This window comes from Pseudomonas sp. SWRI154 (assembly GCF_014268645.1).
Classification (GTDB): domain Bacteria; phylum Pseudomonadota; class Gammaproteobacteria; order Pseudomonadales; family Pseudomonadaceae; genus Aquipseudomonas; species Aquipseudomonas marvdashtae.
In genome coordinates this window covers 256,111-273,915 of sequence record NZ_JABWQW010000003.1, presented here as the reverse complement: position 1 = coordinate 273,915, position 17,805 = coordinate 256,111, and the positions used below count along the sequence as shown (strand labels likewise).

Genomic DNA, 17,805 nt, shown 5'->3' with positions numbered 1-17,805 from the left:
TGGCTCGAAAAATGAAAGCAGTTTACTGACAGTTCGACCATCAAGCGATGGGTTCGATCCATCGCCCTGCCATCATGATTGTTCGGCCCTCAACGCATCGGCCAACGCATGGAAGGCTGCGTCTGAGTCCTCGGTCCCGCTGACGACGTGGGCCAAACGCAAATGTTGGTCGTATAGTCCCTGGATGCTGAACAACTCCCCCGGCGCGATAACGATTCGCTGGGCAAGCAGGCGCTGGAAAACTCGCCGCAGATCAGCTTGGCGCGATGAGCGCACCCAGATCGTCGCGCCACCTTCAGGCTCCACCCATTGCAGGCAATCCCCTAGCCGCTCGCCTATCCAATGCGTCGTCGAAACGGCACTTTCACGCAGCAAGCGCCGCAGCACCTGCAAGTGCTGGTCGATCCGACCGTTGCTGTACAGGCGAGCAATCGCCTTCTGGCGAATTGGCGACAGACGAAACGCGCGCAACAGGAAATGCCGCTGCAGCGACAGCGTCAATTGCCGCGACAGCAGATAACCGTAGGGCGCTTCGGCACCGATGGTTTTTTCGAAAGTGGAGTAGACAATCAGCCGGTCCGGGTCAAGCAAATCTCGATAAGGCGTCCCTCCCGGCTCGAATATCAGGTCGGTATAGCTGTCGTTTTCCAGTACCCATGTGCCGTACAAATCCAGCAGCCGCGCCACCGCGTAGCGATTGCCTTCACTTGCCTGGGTACCCATGGGCATGCTCAGGACCGAGGACAGCACCACCAGCCTTACCGTTTCGCTCGCCAGCAATCGGGCCAGTTGATCGACATCGATTTCGCCCCCCTCCAGCAACGACAGTTCGATGACCTGGACGTCGGCCGCTTGCAACAAGCGCAGGATCGTCCAGTCGCAGGGCGATTCGATCAACACCGTTGCGCCCTTGAGGGCCAGCACGGCAATCAGGATTTCCAGGACACCTCTCAGGTCGGCCCCGATATACACGTCGTCGGCATTCCAGCATCTTGCCGGCGACGAGGTGTAACGCGCCGCCAGCGCCATGCGCAATTCCTGCTCGCCCCAAGGCTGCGAAGGCAGCTGCGAAGCGCGCGGATACTGGCGTAGCAACTCGCGCTCAAGCAACAGCAGCGGACTGTCCAGCGACTGCAAGGACGCCGGTTCATCGTCGCTCAGCGCTAGCATGCCTGGCCGGCGTGCGTTGACATACAAGGTTTCAAGCAAATCGTCGCCACCGCCCAGGGTAGCAACACAGGGCACCGGCAACGCGTAATAACCGGACTTGGCGATCGAATACACGCGCCCTTCTTTCTCCAGCAAGGAATAAGCGTACTGGATGGTCGAAATGGATACGTTCAAGCGCTCGGATAATTGCCGCAACGACGGCAGGCGCACCCGGGCGTCGGTGCCCAACTCATTGATCAGGCTCGTCAGGTATCGATAGACCGCCTGGTAAGCAAAATCGGTTTCACGGCCACCCTTCATGAAGAAGGGCCAACAAAATGAGTCATGACCGGACAGGATCGGATGATGGAGCAGAAATCGTTCAAGCGGTGCTCCTCAACGCCAAGCCGATCGTCCACACAGGCCGTCGCCCTCCTGCTCGTCGTCCTCCGTAGCAGCGCTTTCGACAGCCGATCGCAGGTCGCTCGTCAAGACGCTTTCCGTTTCCGCTGGGCTAATACGCGTCCGGTACAACTTGCCCAGCATGGGAATGGGCAGGCCGCTGACATCGACCATCCATTGCGCAACCTGATCGGGTACGGCCCCGCCCCGCATGGCCTTGTGCAAATCTGGCATCGCCACCAGCATGCCGGGATGGCAACAACGCAGGAAATGCTCCAGGCCGGCGCCGTTTTCCACGAAGGGCGCGAACAGCATGCAAACCAGTTGCGTTTCGTTAAGGCCCAGCGAGTTTTGCGCTTCGACAGCCGCCTGGGCGCGGCGCTCAGGAATGGCCGCCGGTGTGCCGAACAATTCCTGTACCTGTTGGCAGACGTGCATGGGCAGTTGCTTGCGATGCATGATCATGATGGTTCGCTGTACATAGTCGCTGTAGCCCGTTTCATAACCGCGCCCTTGCAGGTAGCAAGCCTGCAAGCCATACAAGTGGGCGGATAAATACGGACTGAGGTACTCATGTTCAAGCGTTGGCACGATGAATCCGTCGGAGCGCACCCCAAGGAACTCGCTGAACAACGGCCAGTTGTTTTCTTCCGACCGGTCGACAATCAGGTCCTCGATGCTGATATGTCCTATCCGCCGACGGGCCTCGAACTGCCCCTCGGGCTGCCACGGCCCCAGGCATTCCTGTCCGTAGAACCCCCGGAAGAGCTCACCGCCCAAGGTATCGAGCTGAGTGAAAAGGCCGTCATAGCCGCAACCTGCATCAATGGCCCGGCCCATCTTGTGCATCGAGCGTTGGAGGCCCGTCATGAACTGCTTTTGCTGGCGTGGCGTGTCACAGGTGACCCAAGAGTCCACGCCCGACTCCCAGCGCGCCATGTGCCTGTAGAATTCCGCCATCGCCAGGTAGCCGTCGTCGCCCATGCCCAAGAGGCTGTCATTCGACCGCAGGTGCCCCAAGACCAGCGTATCCAAGCGATTGGCCTCGTGCCCCGCAGTCGACAACGCTTTGTTGTGGTTGAACGGCACCACTTCACGATTGTCCGCCATCAGCAGCTCCACACGCGGATCATCGTAGACAAACAGCGCGCTATAGCAGCGATGGATATTTTCCAGGCTGGCCTGCGTGGTCTCGCCCAGGCGAGGCGTGGCGACGCGCAGATCGAACGTCGTCGGATGCCGGCCAGCAATGCTCAACTGCGCGGCGCGCAAGGCCGTGAGAACGTAGAATCCTTCCCGGCTTCCGTCCTGGACGGTCAACACGCGGTATTCGCCTATGCGGTCGATGCCTCCGGCTGCGACGATCAAGCGTTGAATCAAAAGCTGCAATGCAGTCCGTTCCGCACGAGAATAAAAATTCAGCAAGCGCTGCAGTACTTGCTGATATACGTAAGTCATCGCCTGCTCATGAATTGCACTCATAACCATTTACCTGCAAATTCGATTATCGGCGTCGCGCCCGCTTGATTTACACGACGTGTTGGTCTGGAGGATTGTTTTGCTATTGCCCGAAGTATTGGCGATAGGCTTGAATGCTGTCCTGCGTAATTATTTGACACATACGAACAGTGCCACCCCTTCTCTGCCAATGACGCCGGCAGAACCCCCGGAAACATGGGGCATCGCCAAACCCTTAAAGCGTCCTAGGAGATTTCTTACAACTTCCCACAGACAAGGGATACAACAAATAAGGAACATGCCGAGCGGCGACCTACCTGCTGCCCCAGCCACTCTTCCCCTTTGTCGACGCACAGCCATGAAGGAAATAACGCGGAAGTCACTTTGAACATGCGCAGAAGATTCGAAATCAGTGCAAAGTCTGTATCGCGCCACGACTTCTTCCTTGAGTTGGAAACGAGCGCTCAATTATCAGGACTTAAATAATGATTAGAAGATACAGATTAACGGCAAAAACCAGTTCAGTTGCCGTTCTTGCGGCGTGAGCCTTCAACGCACCGTAGTGAAACGGCGGTACGTCGCCCGTGCCAGGCGCAGGTGCGCACCTTCCGGCGGACACGATGGATTACGAACGAGGAAGAAAATGATCGGTACGACCAGGACATGCGCAAGAGTCGTAGCCCGTGACTCTTGCGCAAGGGGGATAATCAGGCGGGATCGACTACCTGAAGGGCAACACGTTCACGGCAAGGGCATTCGCCCATGTAGCGGTGAGCCTCGACAAACTCGGAGAACGGAAACACCCGAGTCTTGAGCGGCAGCAGCACGCGATCGGCAGTCAGCTGATTGATATCGCGCAACGCCCGCTGCAACGCCACCTGGTCCTGGACAATGCCCAGCTCCGGCTTACCGGTGAAATTGCCGATGCAGTGCACAAAGAACTGAATGTTCTTCTGGAACGCTGCGCAGGCTGGAAATGGTGTCTGGTTACCGCCCTGCAAGCCATATAGCACCAGGCTGCCACGGGGGGCCAGCACGTCGCCGAGAAGCGACATCTGCGGCCCGCCAAGACCATCGAACACGACATCGACGCCGCGACCATCAGTGAGCTTGTTGATTTGCATCAGCAAGTCCTGTTCTTCGGTGACGATGACCTTTTCAGCGCCAAGCGACAGGAGATACTCGCGTTCGTCGCAAGTCTTGGTCGCCGCAATCACCCGTACGCCCAAGGCCTTGCCCAGTTGCACAAAGGATGGGCCGGCGCAATGGCTGGCGTCGGTCACCAAGGCAAATTGCCCGGGCTTCACCCGCGCCAGATCCATATAGGCAAAGTAGGCGATCAGCAGCGGCGTGTAATGCACTGCGGCTTCGATTGGGCTGAGCACGTCGGGGTAACGGGTCAACGCCGTACGGGGCAGCACGATGATTTCACCGTACACCGGATAATCGTTCGGGCTTTCGGCGGGGAAGCTGGCGACCTTGTCGCCAACGGCCAGATCATCGACACCCTCGCCGACCGCCGTCACCACCCCGGCCATCTCATGACCCAGCCCGGAAGGCAGGCGGGCCTGGGACGACGCCAGGTTCTGGCGCCAGAGGGTGTCATACCAACTGATGCCGATCGCTTCGACGCGGACCTGCACTTCTCCTGGCGCAGGAAGAGCCGCCGCATGCTCTTCGCATTTGAGCACCTCGGCACCACCAAACTTGTGAAAACGGATCGTGCGGGACATCGCAAACCTCGTCAAAGTTACCTCTAATGCCATGAACTCTATCCGGGCTTTGTAGCCAAGACCATCAGTGGCTATTAATAGTCGACATGCCTGTCATTGATTCCGCGTAGGAAAACCGAACCAGTCCGGTGGGATTTATCCCTAAAAATTGCAATTAGCCGATGCAGAGTACCAGCCTTTCCCCGTAAGATTCACGCCGGCCATTGTTCTCATATGGCCGCCCACGTCAAGCTTGCCGAATCTGCCAGGACCCCAGATGAATCGTAATGACCTGCGTCGTGTCGACCTGAACCTGTTGATCGTGTTTGAAACATTGATGCATGAACGCAGTGTGACCCGCGCCGCCGAGAAGCTGTTTCTCGGCCAGCCGGCCATCAGTGCTGCGCTGTCGCGCCTGCGCAGCCTGTTCGATGATCCGTTGTTCGTGCGCACCGGTCGCAGCATGGAGCCCACGGCCCGGGCGATCGAGATTTTCGCCCTGCTGTCCCCAGCCCTGGATTCGATTTCCACAGCCGTCAGCCGGGCAGCGGAATTCGATCCGGCCACCAGCACGTCGGTGTTTCGCATCGGCCTCTCGGATGACGCCGAGTTCGCCCTGCTGCCGATGCTGCTCAAGCGCCTGCGAGCGGAAGCGCCAGGCATCGTGCTGGTGGTGCGGCGAGTCAACTACATCTTGATGCCAGGTCTGCTCGCCTCAGGTGAAATCTCCATTGGTGTCAGCTACACCGACGACCTCCCGGCGAACGCCAAGCGCAAGGTATTGCGCCGCAGCTTACCCAAAGTGTTGCGCGCCGACACCGCGCCGGGACGATTGACCCTGGACGAGTTCTGCGCCCGCCCCCATGCATTGGTCTCCTTTGCCGGCGACTTGAGCGGCTTCATCGATGAAGAGTTGGAAAAACTCGACCGCAAGCGCCACGTGGTGCTGGCCGTGCCGCAGTTCAATGGTTTGAGCACGTTGCTGGCGGGCACCGATATCGTGGCTACCGTGCCCGACTACACGGCCGACGCGCTGACCGCCGCTGGCGGCGTGCGCGCCGAAGACCCGCCGATTCCGGTGCGCAGCTTCGAGCTGCACATGGCCTGGCGCGGATCCCAGGACAACGACCCGGGCGAACGCTGGCTGCGCTCGCGGATTCAGATGTTTTTTGGCGACCCTGAGAGTCTATAGCTGCGAGCATCTACCGACGACAAATGAACAACTCGTAAAGGAAAATGCGTTGCCCTACTAGACCCTATCTTCAACCTTGCCTAAGTTTTTCATTGAGCACTTGCTCACTTTTCGAAAGTACCGCTTTTTGGCAACAAACTTCAACGGTGACCGCTGCCCGCGTGACCGTGGTGTAACCGAGCTACGTTCTGATCGATGCGGCCTTGGATCGTGCGCAAGGTGTCTCGGGTAATAACCTGTGGGCATAGGTTCTCGGCGATGCTTGCGAACCGGCTCGCTACATCACAAATGCCGTCAATCACTCTGCCTGCAGCGTCCGGGGACACCTCGGCTTCCTCGGCAAGCCGAAGCATTTGCGCGCGGGAAATCGCCAGCGCTTCTCCCATCACATCCATCTGGTGGTATCCACTTGGCCCCTCGCAGAATGTCACGTCGTAAGCCGGCGACAGTCTCCACTGACCGTCTTGAGACATGATGTAGGCGAAGTTCTTGGGATGATCGTCTCTGTTGTTGAACGCAACGTTGAAGACTGCACGTTCGAACGCCCGCGCCATCCCTCGCACGTCGTTGGTACACATCTGTGTTGCCCGCATGAAATTGACGTAGTCCAACACCCCCGGAGACCGGTAATTTGCCCCCGTAAACGCCGCGAGGCTTTGCATGGGTACGCGCAGACCATCCCGGCGGTCAAATCGCTTACTGGCAAACGCTGCCAACCCATTAGGCAGACTGAAGTACTGCGTGTCAGGGGTCTCGATACCGCACATGCGCAGGCATTCGGCATAGACCATTTCGATAGCGCACACCTCCGCATGTTCTTCTTTGGCCGGGAACTTAATCAACCATGCTTCAAAGCCCGGCGTGACGGCAGTGGTAAACCCTCCAGTTTCTGGATCGCGATAGACGAGGGCTTTAGGCCTTGCACCTTGAGGCGAGCCGCCCACCAGCAACAACGTCTGCAGGAACTCGCCACCGTCTCCACGGAGCACTTCCTGCACTTCGGCGGCAAGCTGTTCCAGCGGAATGTGGACTTCAGATTCCTGCCCTTCGGGTGCCACGGGCTCAAACGTCATGGCACCCATCGCATTGCTACCGATGTAGGCCAGCCGTTCCAGTGAGCCAATGCGCGCCGTGGTGAGCCCGCGCCGCCTGAACATGCGGTCCATCAGCAACATGCCCCACCCATCCGGCAACGAGTCGTAAACAGGCCCTGGCAAGTACAGTTGATGGTCTGGAAAATCTCGGCGCAACTGAGCCCCCTCCAACGGCAGCGTGTAGGAGGATAGTTCCAAGCCCCTTTGCCTGGCTTCATTGCTGTACTCGAACGCGATCAGCGGGCGACCGGTCAGGGCGGTTGTGGAGACCAGCGTGCCCCATTGCCATCGCTCACCCCAGCCCTCGTAGAAGACGTTCACCTGCTCAAGCATTGCCGGACTTCCTCTTTGTACGAAGACGATTGGCGCTGTTTTCGTAGCGCCGAATATCCTCGATGCTGTCCAGCTTTGGCAGGAACAGGCCTTCGAGTTCCTTGGTTCGGCCAAGAGCTATCGCCACCCGAACGACGTTCTCGAACCCGACATTGCGCCCGGCTTCAAGATTGGACACGGTGTTGGTGCCGATGCCTGCACGCCCGGCCAAGTCGGCTTGTGTCATGTCCAGCGCCAAGCGCTCTGTGCGCAAGCGATTGCAGAGGCGCTTGACGACCTCGCTCGGCTTGCTGAAGCTTAAATCCAACATAGTGTGTACCTAGCCCATCTTGTGCCAGTTAGTTCCCAAAATTATAGAATTAACGTCCAACCCTATCAAGCGACTTAATTCCCTTAATCTGTGCCTTATCGCTTGATTTATAGCTTTAGCCACAGTTTACTGGATTTATATACCCTAAAGCCAAAGGGCAGGAAGAACTATTGGGTCCGTTCAGAATCGTACTGGGTGAAGGCTTGCCTTCCGCCCGAACCCAGTGAGCGTTGGGGCAAAAATGGGGCAAGCAAAAACTTTTCGACCTGAAACCACCGTCCCAGAGCCTGAGCAAAATGTTTTTTGGGGATCCTGAGAGTCTCTAGCTGCGGGCAGCTTCAACGACGTCCACGCCGTGAGTACGCAAGAGTTGCCGGCGCGTATCGCTGTTGCCGTGGAAGCGGCATGTATGACTCCTCAGTTCGAAATGGCCACGAGAAACGTAGGTCACGCGTTCACATCGACGACCGTGCGCCCCCGGACTTTTCCTTCCAGCACCTGACTGGCGACCGCTGGAACCTGTGCCAAACCCACCACCTGAGTGGTTCGGGCCAGCTTGCTCAAGTCGAGGTCTCGCGCAAGTCGCGACCATGCCTGCAACCGGACGTCTTGAGGTGCATTGACAGAATCGATACCGGCCAGGGTCACGTTACGCAAGATGAAGGGCAATACCGATCCGGGCAGGTCTGCCCCCTGGGCCAGGCCGAAAGCAGCGACAACGCCACGGTATTGAGTCTGCGCCAAGGCGTTGGCCAAGGTATGGCTGCCGACCGAATCGATGACGCCCGCCCAACGCTCCTTGGCAATGGGTGCGCCCGGCTCTGACAAGGTGTGGCGATCGATGACGTGTGTCGCACCCAGGTCACTCAGGTAACCGGCTTCCTCTTGACGCCCGGTCGAGGCCACCACGCGATAGCCAAGGCCCGAGAGCAGCGCGATGGCCACCGAGCCGGCGCCGCCGCTGGCGCCCGTGACCAGGATATCGCCGCGCTCCGGGGTCAATCCGCCATGCTCCAGCGCCAAGACGCTGAGCATCGCGGTATAACCTGCCGTGCCGATCGCCATCGCTTCCCGGGTCGAAAATGCCTTGGGGACTTTGACCAGCCAATCGCCACTCACCCGTGCCTTCTGGGCAAAACCGCCGTGATGGGTCTGGCTCAGCCCCCAACCGTTGGCCAGCACCCGGTCGCCAGCCTGGAAACCGGCGTGGCTGGAGCTTTCGACGATGCCGGCGAAGTCGATGCCTGGAATCAATGGAAACTGGCGGATCACCGGCGTGCGGCCACTGAGGGCCATGGCGTCCTTGTAGTTCACGGTGGAATATTCGATCGCGACAGTGACGTCTCCGGACATCAAGTCCTCGTCTTTGAAGTCGACAAGGTTGGTGGAAATCACATCGCCAGTTTTATTGGAAAGCAGCGCTTTGAAGGTCATTGTTTTTTTCCTGTCCGTTTGAGCGAATTCGGGCCAGCGCGTGTGCTCCAGAGCGCTGGACAGCGTAGGCGATTCAGGCCAATTGCATGGCCTTGCGAATGCCTGAATCCAGCACGCCTGCCGGAGCGAAGCGGCGCATGAATTGCAACTGGGCGGCGGCCTTGCCAGCGGTATAGCGCAATTTCGGCCGATCGGCACGAGCGGCCTTGAGCACCACGTCGGCGACCACATCGGGCCCCTCGGCAGACGCCATTGCCTGATTGACGACTTTGGTTACCTTTTCCCGAATATCCTCATACAGGTCCAGCTTGGCGTCGGCCTGGAAGCTGTTGCTCTCGAATGCCGTTTTCGTATAGCCGGGCTCGATGACCACAACCCGGATGCCATGGGTACGCAGTTCGTGATCCAGCGCCTGGGAATAGCCATCCACCGCATGTTTGCTGGCCACATAGAGCGCCACATAAGGCACGGGGACGACGCCGAGTATCGAACCGATGTTGATGATTCGACCGACACCTTGGCGCCGCATGTGAGGCACGACGGCGCGGGTCATTCGCACGACACCGAGGAAATTGGTATCGAAGAGCGCCTTGGCTTGCTCGATCGAGCTCTCTTCCGCTGCGGCCGGGGCGAGTCCAAAGCCCGCGTTGTTGATCAACAAATCGATGCGCCCTTCCAACCGCAACAGTTCTGCGACGGCGCCTTCGACGCTGGCATCGTCAGTCACATCCAGGGCCAGCATCGCAAACGCCTGGCGTTCCGCCCGAGTTCCTCGTCGACTGGTGCCATACACACGGTAGCCGGCGGCCACGAGTTTGTTGGCAACGGCTTCTCCGATGCCAGACGAAGCGCCAGTCACCAACGCTACGGGTTTAGGGGTTGTCATAGGAAATCCTCGGCTGGGTCGGTCCCGGCATCGGAGCGTGTCGGGCGAGGCTATGATGATGGTCATAATCTTCGCCGTCAACGACTTTGATTTCGATCGACATCTAACTGTCGACTCGAATTTCCGCGCTCCCTGCCGCCGCCCCGTTGTCAGGCAGCTTTTACTGGCTGTTCCGGCCGCTTTGATCCCCTGTGCTGCGCTTACCGCTTGAATAACTCAGTGCACATGAAATCAATGAACACCCGCAACTTGGGCGCCAGATGCTTGCTGGAAGGCCAAAGCATGCGGAACATGTTCTGGTGCTGATTGAAGTCATCCAGAACGGTGACCAATTCCCCAGCGGCGAGCGCATCGCGTACGGTGAAGTCCGGTACGCAGGCAATCCCCAGTGCATCGCGTACAACGTGTAGCAGCGCTTCGGTGGTGTTGCAGATCAGAGCCGCCGGGAGAGTGAGATCCGCCTCCCCTTCCCCGGTGACTGGCCAAACCTGCAATCTGCCGGAGCTCGGAAATCTGTACAGCAGACAGGCATGCTGCAACAAATCCGCCGGGACCTGCGGCCTGCCATGTTCGGCGAAGTACCGGGGTGAACCGACCACCAGCAGTTTAAACGTGCCCAACGGCCTGGACATCAGTCGGGAATCGTTCGGTTCGCCGGTACGAATAACCGCGTCAAAACCTTCCTCGACGATGTCTACCAATCGATCAGAAAAATCCAGGTCCAGCTCAATACTCGGATAACGGCGCATAAAAGCAATCAGCGTCGGCATGACCAGCCCCGCCACCAAAGGCAGGCTCACTCGCAATCGCCCGCGCGGCGCTTTGCGGGTTTCGGACAACTCGAGTTCCGCCGCTTCGATTTCGCACAGGATGCGCCGGCAGCGTTCCAGGAAAAGCGCGCCCTCCGCCGTCAGCGTGATACTTCGCGTGCTGCGATGGAACAGACGCACGCCCAATCTTTCTTCCAGCCGGGCCACGCTTTTGCCCACCGCCGACGAGGAGACCCCGAGTACCCGGCCCGCCTCTGAAAAGCTTCGAGCCTCGGCGGCCCGAACAAAAAAATCTATCCCGCTTAACGATTCCATGGCAGATCCACTAGAGACAATTTGTCCGTTGTGTTCCGAACCTTAGCATTATTGTCTTCACTCTGAAGCGCACCTACCGTAGCCGCCAGATATTCATCCTTGAGGGACGGAATCATCCAGTCCACCAGCGGCTTACAGGAAGGTGAAACATGACGATTGCCAATACCCGGATCGGCGCAGATCGAAACGACGGCGAAGATGCCGCACCACTCCCCCTCGGATCGCTGTTTGCCCTGGCACTGGCAGCGTTCGTCACTATCCTCACCGAAGCACTTCCCGCGGGCTTGTTGCCCCAGATCAGCGAAGGGCTGGCGGTCTCGGAAGCCTTCGCAGGCCAACTCGTTACCGTCTATGCGCTCGGCTCGTTGCTCGCAGCCATCCCGTTGACGGCAGCCACCCAAGGCATGCGCAGAAGGCCCCTGTTGTTATTGGCCATCGCCGGCTTCGCCATCGCCAATACCGTCACGACACTGTCCACCAGCTATGGTTTGACGATCATCGCTCGGTTGCTCGGTGGTGTTTCAGCCGGGCTGCTCTGGGCGTTGCTGGCCGGTTATGCCGCCCGCCTGGTGCCAGAACGCCAAAAAGGCCGGGCGATAGCGATTGCGATGGTTGGAGCGCCGCTGGCGCTGTCCCTGGGCGTGCCGGCAGGCACTCTGCTTGGCAACCTGATTGGCTGGCGGATGAGCTTCGCCATCATGAGCGTGTTTGCGATTGCCTTGATGGTCTGGGTACGTCTCAAGGTGCCTGATTTCGGTGGGCAACCACAGACAAAGCGGCTTGAATTAGGTCGGGTGTTTGCCCTGCCCGGTGTCCGCAGCGTGTTGTTCGTGGTGCTGACCTTCGTATTGGCGCACAACATCCTCTACACCTACATCGCGCCCTTCCTGGCAGCGTCCGGGTTGGCCGAACGAACGGACCTTGTATTGCTGGTGTTTGGCGTCGCCTCGCTACTCGGCATCTGGATCGTCGGCGTATTGATTGATCGACACCTTCGGGCCCTGACGCTCGCCAGCACAGTCCTGTTTGCCATCGCCGCGTTGACGCTAGGGATGATGAGCGACATGCCGGTGGCGATCTATGTCGCGATGGCAGCGTGGGGAATCGCTTTCGGTGGGGCCGGCACGCTGTTCCAGACCGCCATTGTCAAGACGGCGGCACAAGCAGCGGATCTCGCCCAGTCCATGCTGGTCACCGCGTGGAACGTTGCGATTGCCGGCGGTGGAATCATCGGAGGCGCCTTGTTGAATCACCTGGGGGTCGTTGCGTTTGCGCCGGCGCTGACGGTCCTGCTGCTTTTGGCACTGGCGGTAGCGTGGTCGTCGCAACATGGCTTTGCGGCACACGCCAGGCGTGACGCCGCTGCCGCTGCGGGGAGCTGATATCCGCCCTAGGCGAAGCCTTCAAATCGCTCAGCCCCTCCTCATCGAAGGCAGGCTGAGCGATTGATCAAGCAACCAGATCGTTGGCACTGAACGTATTGACACCGAGCAACTGAATCTCGAAATCTGCGTTCAGGTCGCCGTTGACGTTGCCATACAGCACATGGTCAATGAAGCGCAGTTGCCCTGCTCCGGTGAAATCGTTCGCGTCGATAAAGCTGAACTTATTGAACAGCGGTGTCAGGGCATTGGCATCCAATTTCGACAGATCGATCTTGTCGCCCTGCAGGCGGCTGAAATCGAGGATGACGTCACCGGTACCGTCCTTGCCCAGCTCACTCAAGGTGCTGAAGACGAAACAGTCAGCTCCGGCGCCACCGATCAAGGTATCGGTGCCAACACCGCCCATCAGCGTGTCGTTGCCGGCTCCGCCATCGAGGCGATCATTGCCTGCACTGCCGTTGAACACATTGTTGCCGGCATTGCCGATCATGACGTTATCCAGCGCGTTGCCGCTGCCGTTGATGTGAGCCACGCCCGTCAGCGTGAGGTTTTCCAGATTGGCGCCCAGGCTCCAGCTTATAGAGGAGCGCACGGTGTCGATCTCGCCGTCCAACGTACTGGTTTCGCTGACGACGTCCTTGAGGTTGTCGACTACGTAGGTGTCGTTGCCGGTGCCACCGATCAAGGTGTCGATGCCGGCACCGCCGTCCAGGAAGTCCGCGCCATCCAGGCCATTGAGCACGTTGGCCGCGGCGTTGCCGATCAAACTGTTGTTCGAGGCGTTGCCGGTGAGGTTGAGCGCGGCAACGCCGAGCAGTTGGGCGTCCTCGACGTTGGCCGACAAGACATGACTGACCGAAGTGCGGACCACGTCGCGGCCTTCATCGGCGAGTTCGACAACGCTGTCGCCAACGTTATCGAGCATATACGTGTCGTTGCCCGCACCGCCGATCAGCGTATCGCGTCCGGCCAGGCCATTGAGTACGTTGTTGCCGGCATTGCCGGTCAATACGTTGTTCAAGGCGTTGCCGCTGCCGTTGATAGGGGCAATGCCAGTCAGCGTGAGGTTTTCCAGGTTGGCACCAAGGGTCCAGCTCAGGGAAGAACGAACCGTATCGATTTCGCTGGTCAGGACACTGGTTTCGCTGATGACGTCCCGCAGGTTATCGACCACATATGTGTCGTTGCCGGTGCCGCCGACCAGCGTGTCGATACCGATCCCGCCGTCCAGCACGTTCGCCCCGGTGTTGCCGGTGATGCGGTTGTTCAGGGCGTTGCCGGTGCCGTTGAGGCTGGCGGCGCCGAGCAGCGTCAGGTTCTCGAAGTTGGTGCCCAGGTTGTAGCTGATGCTTGAAAAGACGCTGTCAATTTCAATCAGCGACGCGCCCCGTTCAATCACTGTGTCGCCTAGATTGTCGACGTAATACGTGTCGTTGCCCGCACCACCGTCCAGTTGGTCGACGCCTGCGCCACCATTCAACACGTTATTGCCGGCATTGCCGATCATGACGTTATCCAGCGCGTTGCCGCTGCCGTTGATGTGAGCCACGCCCGTCAGCGTCAGGTTTTCCAGATTGGCGCCCAGGCTCCAGCTTATAGAGGAACGCACGGTGTCGATCTCGCCGTCCAACGTACTGGTTTCGCTGACGACATCCTTGAGGTTGTCGACTACATAAGTGTCGTTGCCAGTGCCACCGATCAAGGTGTCGATGCCGGCACCGCCGTCCAGGAAGTCCGCGCCATCCAGGCCATTGAGCACGTTGGCCGCGGCGTTGCCGATCAAACTGTTGTTCGAGGCGTTGCCGGTGAGGTTGAGCGCGGCAACGCCGAGCAGTTGGGCGTCCTCGACGTTGGCCGACAAGACATGACTGACCGAAGTGCGGACCACGTCGCGGCCTTCATCGGCGAGTTCGACAACGCTGTCGCCAACGTTATCGAGCATATATGTGTCGTTGCCCGCACCGCCGATCAACGTATCGCGTCCGGCCAGGCCATTGAGTAGGTTGTTGCCGGCATTGCCGGTCAATACGTTGTTCAAGGCGTTGCCACTGCCGTTGATAGGGGCAATGCCAGTCAGCGTGAGGTTTTCCAGGTTGGCGCCAAGGGTCCAGCTCAGGGAAGAACGAACCGTATCGATTTCGCTGGCCAGGACACTGGTTTCGCTGATGACGTCCCGCAGGTTATCGACCACATATGTGTCGTTGCCGGTGCCGCCGACCAGCGTGTCGATACCGATCCCGCCGTCCAGCACGTTCGCCCCGGTGTTACCGGTGATGCGGTTGTTCAGGGCGTTGCCGGTGCCGTTGAGGCTGGCGGCGCCGAGCAGCGTCAGGTTCTCGAGATTGGTGACCAAGGTGTAGTTGACGGACGAAATAACGCTGTCGATTTCAACCAGCGAAGCGCCTCGCTCGATGACCGTATCGCCGAGATTATCCACGTAGTAGGTATCGTTGCCGGCGCCGCCGTCCAGGGTGTCCGCACCGCCCAGACCATTAAGCACGTTGGCGGCGCCGTTGCCGACCAGGCTGTTGTTCAAGGCGTTACCGACGAGGTTGAGGGCCGCGACGCCGAGCAGCTGGGCGTTTTCGACGTTGGCCGACAGGGTGTGACTGACTGCGGTGCGGACCAGGTCGATGCCGCCATCGGCAAGCTCGACGACGGTATCGCCGATATTGTCGAGCGTATAAGTATCATTTCCCGCGCCGCCAATCAGCGTATCGCGCCCGGTCAGGCCGTTCAGCAGGTTGTCGCCGGCATTGCCCGCCAGCACGTTGTTCAGGGCGTTGCCAGTACCATTGAGGTTGGCCACGCCAGTCAGCGTGAGGTTCTCCAGATTGGCGCCCAGGCTCCAGTTCAAGGACGCACGCACGGTGTCGATTTCGCTGGCCAGGACGCTGGTTTCACTAATGATGTCCAGCAGGTTGTCGACGACGTAAGTATCGTTGCCGGTGCCACCTGTCATGACGTCCTTGCCAGCGCCGCCATTCAGGAGGTTGCCGAGCGCATTGCCAATCAACGTATCGTCATTGACCGAGCCGACTGCGTTCTCGATTTTAGCGCCATAGGCTATTGCCAGCCCTTCGTTGAAGGCTGCGCCGGTTTTTTGGTTCAGGAAGCTCTGGCCGATCTTGCTGAACTGTCCTTCATTCAGGTTGATACGGACTGCTCCGGCTTGACTGCTCGCATCGATGGTATCGACGCCGCCAGCGTCCCAGATCGTCTCGAAAACCGATTGGCCGGTCGCCCAGCTATAAGTGGTGTTACCGGTCTGCCATTGGTTATTTGCGCCGTAGAGGCTCTGGATAGCCGCGATATCCAGCAACATCGGCGTCGTCGGTTCGTAGGAGTACGCGCTGTTGTAGCTCATGATCGTGTAGCGCACGTCATCGAACTGCGCAGAAAGAATCGTGGGGTTCGACAGGCTTTTGGAGAACGGGTGCTTGAGGCCCAACGCGTGACCGATCTCATGCATGAAGACCAGGTAGTCGTAGGAGCCCTCGTCGGGCGTCGGATCGTTGGTCACTGGCCCCAGCCAGACATCCCCGGCGCTGGGAGTCCTGCCGGGGTAATAGCCCCATGCAGCCGTGTCATCGTCCATCCACAGATAGCCGCCAAATCGCAGATCACCCACGTTGGTAGCAGACTCGTCGACTTGGGTGAAATGGATATTGGCAACCGAACCCCAGCTTCCGATGGCGTTGACGATGCCGTCCTGTTGCGCCGATGTTACGGCGTAGCCGCGCACGTATTCGTTTTCGCTGCTGTAGTTACTGGCGAAATAGGAATCTGCCGTCATGAAGCTGTACGTCAAGGACGTGCCCGCCGTCGCACTACCGGCCCAATAAGTACCGACCAGCAAACTGTTGACCTGGACATTGCTGGTCAGCTTTGCAAACGAAATCGAGGAATAACCAAGTGGACTGGGCATACGAGCTTCCTATGGGCGATCTGCGGCCTTTCCCGGATGCGGCCGCTACAAGTGGTTCATTTTGCCCGAAAAATGGCGTCAATAATATTACTTAGCCATCATTTTTTTTGACCGTATATCCGATGAGACGGGGGCAACCAGCCATTCGTTGGCTTTGCGGATATCCCCCTCCCCCAACCTTCCGCTCCAGCGGTGCAGGACCAGCAGGCTGGTGACGAAGCGGTACTGGGATTGAAGGAAATCACGCCGCGCGCGAAACTCCTCCTTGATGCTATCGAGCACATCCACGGCGTTCTTGACGCCGTATGTGAAGGCTTTTTCAGTGGCGACCCGGGATTTTTCAGCGGAATCCAGGGCGCGGCGTGTCGCCTTGATACGACTCAGCTCGGCGCTCATGCCCAGGTAGGCCGTACGGGTTTCCTTGATGACCTGGCGTCGCAAGGCTTCCAGCTCTTGCTGGGCAATTTCCTTGTCGCTTTCGGAACTTGAGACTCGGGCACGGGTGGAGCCGCCGCTGTAGAGCGGCACCTGCAAGTCGAGGGACGCGACGAGGTTGTCCGAACGAGGCGCCAACGCGCCTTCATAGCCGATGTCGCTGCGTTGCGCCATCAGGTTGAGGCCCAATCGGGGCAGATGCCCGGCCCTGGCTTCGCCAATAGCCGCCTCGGCGGCACGAATACTGTGTTCGCGCGCATGCAACGCCGGGTTGCTGTCCAGCGCGGTCTGCACCCAATAATCCTGCGCTTGTGCCGGCAAGCTGAACGCCGGGTTATCGGCGATGCGCTTGAACGGCTCGGTGACGGCGCGCCCCACCAGTTCGGACACTGCTTCGCGGCTGACCTCGACTTTGTTGCTGGCCTCGATCTCATCAGCCTTGAGCGCATCCACGCGCGCCTCGAGGTCCAACGTATCGGTCACCATCGCCATCTGGCGCGCATACAGGGCGTTGACACGTTTGAGGTTGCGCTCGGTCGCGCCGAGCTCGCTGCGCACCAGGGCAAGTTCGTCTTCCGCTGCGAGCACCGCAAAATACCGCTCGGACAGGTCAATGCTGGCCTGCACCTGGGTATCGTCGGATTCGTACTCGCTTTGCCGGGCCAGCTCCACGTACCGCTGGTAACTGCGCCAGACCTGCGGGTCGTAGATCACCTGATTGAGCATCACCGCCATGCGCTTGCCGTTGTACTGGATACGGCTCAGATCATCGTCGCGCCGGCTGCGGTTGACGCTACCGCTGCCGTTGAGCTGCGGCAACAACTGACCGAAGGCCGCTCGCTCGTTGCCCTCGCCGCTGCGAATCAGGGCTTGTGCCCGAAGGATGCGCGGATCCGCACCCTGCGCCTCTTGATGCAATTGCCAGAGGTCCAGGTAAGCGCCATTGTCAGCCAGGGCGCTGAACGGCATGAGCGCCAGGCACAGCATGACCAGAGGCTTCAT

The 17,805-nt window shown here is 59.2% G+C and carries 12 protein-coding genes; 2 read left to right on the top strand and 10 right to left on the bottom strand.

The features are described 5' to 3' along the window. Positions 1–72 precede the first annotated feature (72 nt). The 3 genes from HU806_RS04730 to HU806_RS04720 all read right to left on the bottom strand — a co-directional run bounded on the left by HU806_RS04730 (position 73) and on the right by HU806_RS04720 (position 4,742). Complete coding sequence (locus HU806_RS04730; RefSeq protein ID WP_186610270.1) at positions 73–1,470, bottom strand: aminotransferase-like domain-containing protein; 1,398 nt, start codon at positions 1,468–1,470, stop codon at positions 73–75. A gap of 75 nt (positions 1,471–1,545) precedes the next feature. Continuing rightward, complete coding sequence (locus HU806_RS04725) at positions 1,546–3,033, bottom strand: hypothetical protein (RefSeq protein WP_186610269.1); 1,488 nt, start codon at positions 3,031–3,033, stop codon at positions 1,546–1,548. 683 nt (positions 3,034–3,716) lie between these two features. Beyond that, positions 3,717–4,742 carry a zinc-dependent alcohol dehydrogenase family protein gene (locus HU806_RS04720; RefSeq protein WP_186610268.1) on the bottom strand — a complete coding sequence of 342 codons (1,026 nt, stop codon included), beginning with the start codon at positions 4,740–4,742 and terminating at the stop codon, positions 3,717–3,719. Between the two features lie 256 nt (positions 4,743–4,998). Between HU806_RS04720 and HU806_RS04715 the strand changes: the two genes are divergently transcribed. Then, positions 4,999–5,913 carry a LysR family transcriptional regulator gene (locus HU806_RS04715; protein WP_225923569.1) on the top strand — a complete coding sequence of 305 codons (915 nt, stop codon included), beginning with the start codon at positions 4,999–5,001 and terminating at the stop codon, positions 5,911–5,913. 140 nt (positions 5,914–6,053) lie between these two features. On the opposite strand, the gene HU806_RS04710 is transcribed toward HU806_RS04715, so the two are convergent. From HU806_RS04710 to HU806_RS04690, 5 genes are all read right to left on the bottom strand, one after another. Beyond that, positions 6,054–7,340 carry a type II toxin-antitoxin system HipA family toxin gene (locus tag HU806_RS04710; RefSeq protein WP_186610267.1) on the bottom strand — a complete coding sequence of 429 codons (1,287 nt, stop codon included), beginning with the start codon at positions 7,338–7,340 and terminating at the stop codon, positions 6,054–6,056. Further along, positions 7,333–7,650, bottom strand: coding sequence for a helix-turn-helix transcriptional regulator (locus HU806_RS04705; RefSeq protein WP_186610266.1), 318 nt, complete (start codon positions 7,648–7,650; stop codon positions 7,333–7,335). The genes HU806_RS04710 and HU806_RS04705 overlap by 8 nt, the downstream gene beginning before the upstream one ends. A 447-nt stretch (positions 7,651–8,097) precedes the next feature. Continuing rightward, positions 8,098–9,084, bottom strand: coding sequence for an acrylyl-CoA reductase (NADPH) (gene acuI / locus HU806_RS04700; protein ID WP_186610265.1), 987 nt, complete (start codon positions 9,082–9,084; stop codon positions 8,098–8,100). A gap of 73 nt (positions 9,085–9,157) precedes the next feature. Continuing rightward, positions 9,158–9,970, bottom strand: a complete 813-nt coding sequence (locus HU806_RS04695) for an oxidoreductase (protein WP_186610264.1) — start codon at positions 9,968–9,970, stop codon at positions 9,158–9,160. A 200-nt stretch (positions 9,971–10,170) separates the two neighbouring features. After that, positions 10,171–11,055: a LysR family transcriptional regulator gene (locus HU806_RS04690; RefSeq protein WP_186610263.1), complete on the bottom strand. Its 885-nt coding sequence runs from the start codon at positions 11,053–11,055 to the stop codon at positions 10,171–10,173. Positions 11,056–11,204: 149 nt separating this feature from the next. On the opposite strand from HU806_RS04690, the gene HU806_RS04685 reads away from it, so the two are divergent. Beyond that, complete coding sequence (locus tag HU806_RS04685) at positions 11,205–12,437, top strand: MFS transporter (protein WP_186610262.1); 1,233 nt, start codon at positions 11,205–11,207, stop codon at positions 12,435–12,437. 67 nt (positions 12,438–12,504) lie between these two features. On the opposite strand, the gene HU806_RS04680 is transcribed toward HU806_RS04685, so the two are convergent. Both HU806_RS04680 and HU806_RS04675 read right to left on the bottom strand, forming a co-directional pair. Next, entirely contained in the window at positions 12,505–16,368 is a 3,864-nt protein-coding gene (locus HU806_RS04680) for a M10 family metallopeptidase (RefSeq protein WP_186610261.1), read from the bottom strand. A gap of 87 nt (positions 16,369–16,455) precedes the next feature. Next, positions 16,456–17,805, bottom strand: a complete 1,350-nt coding sequence (locus HU806_RS04675; protein ID WP_186610260.1) for a TolC family protein — start codon at positions 17,803–17,805, stop codon at positions 16,456–16,458.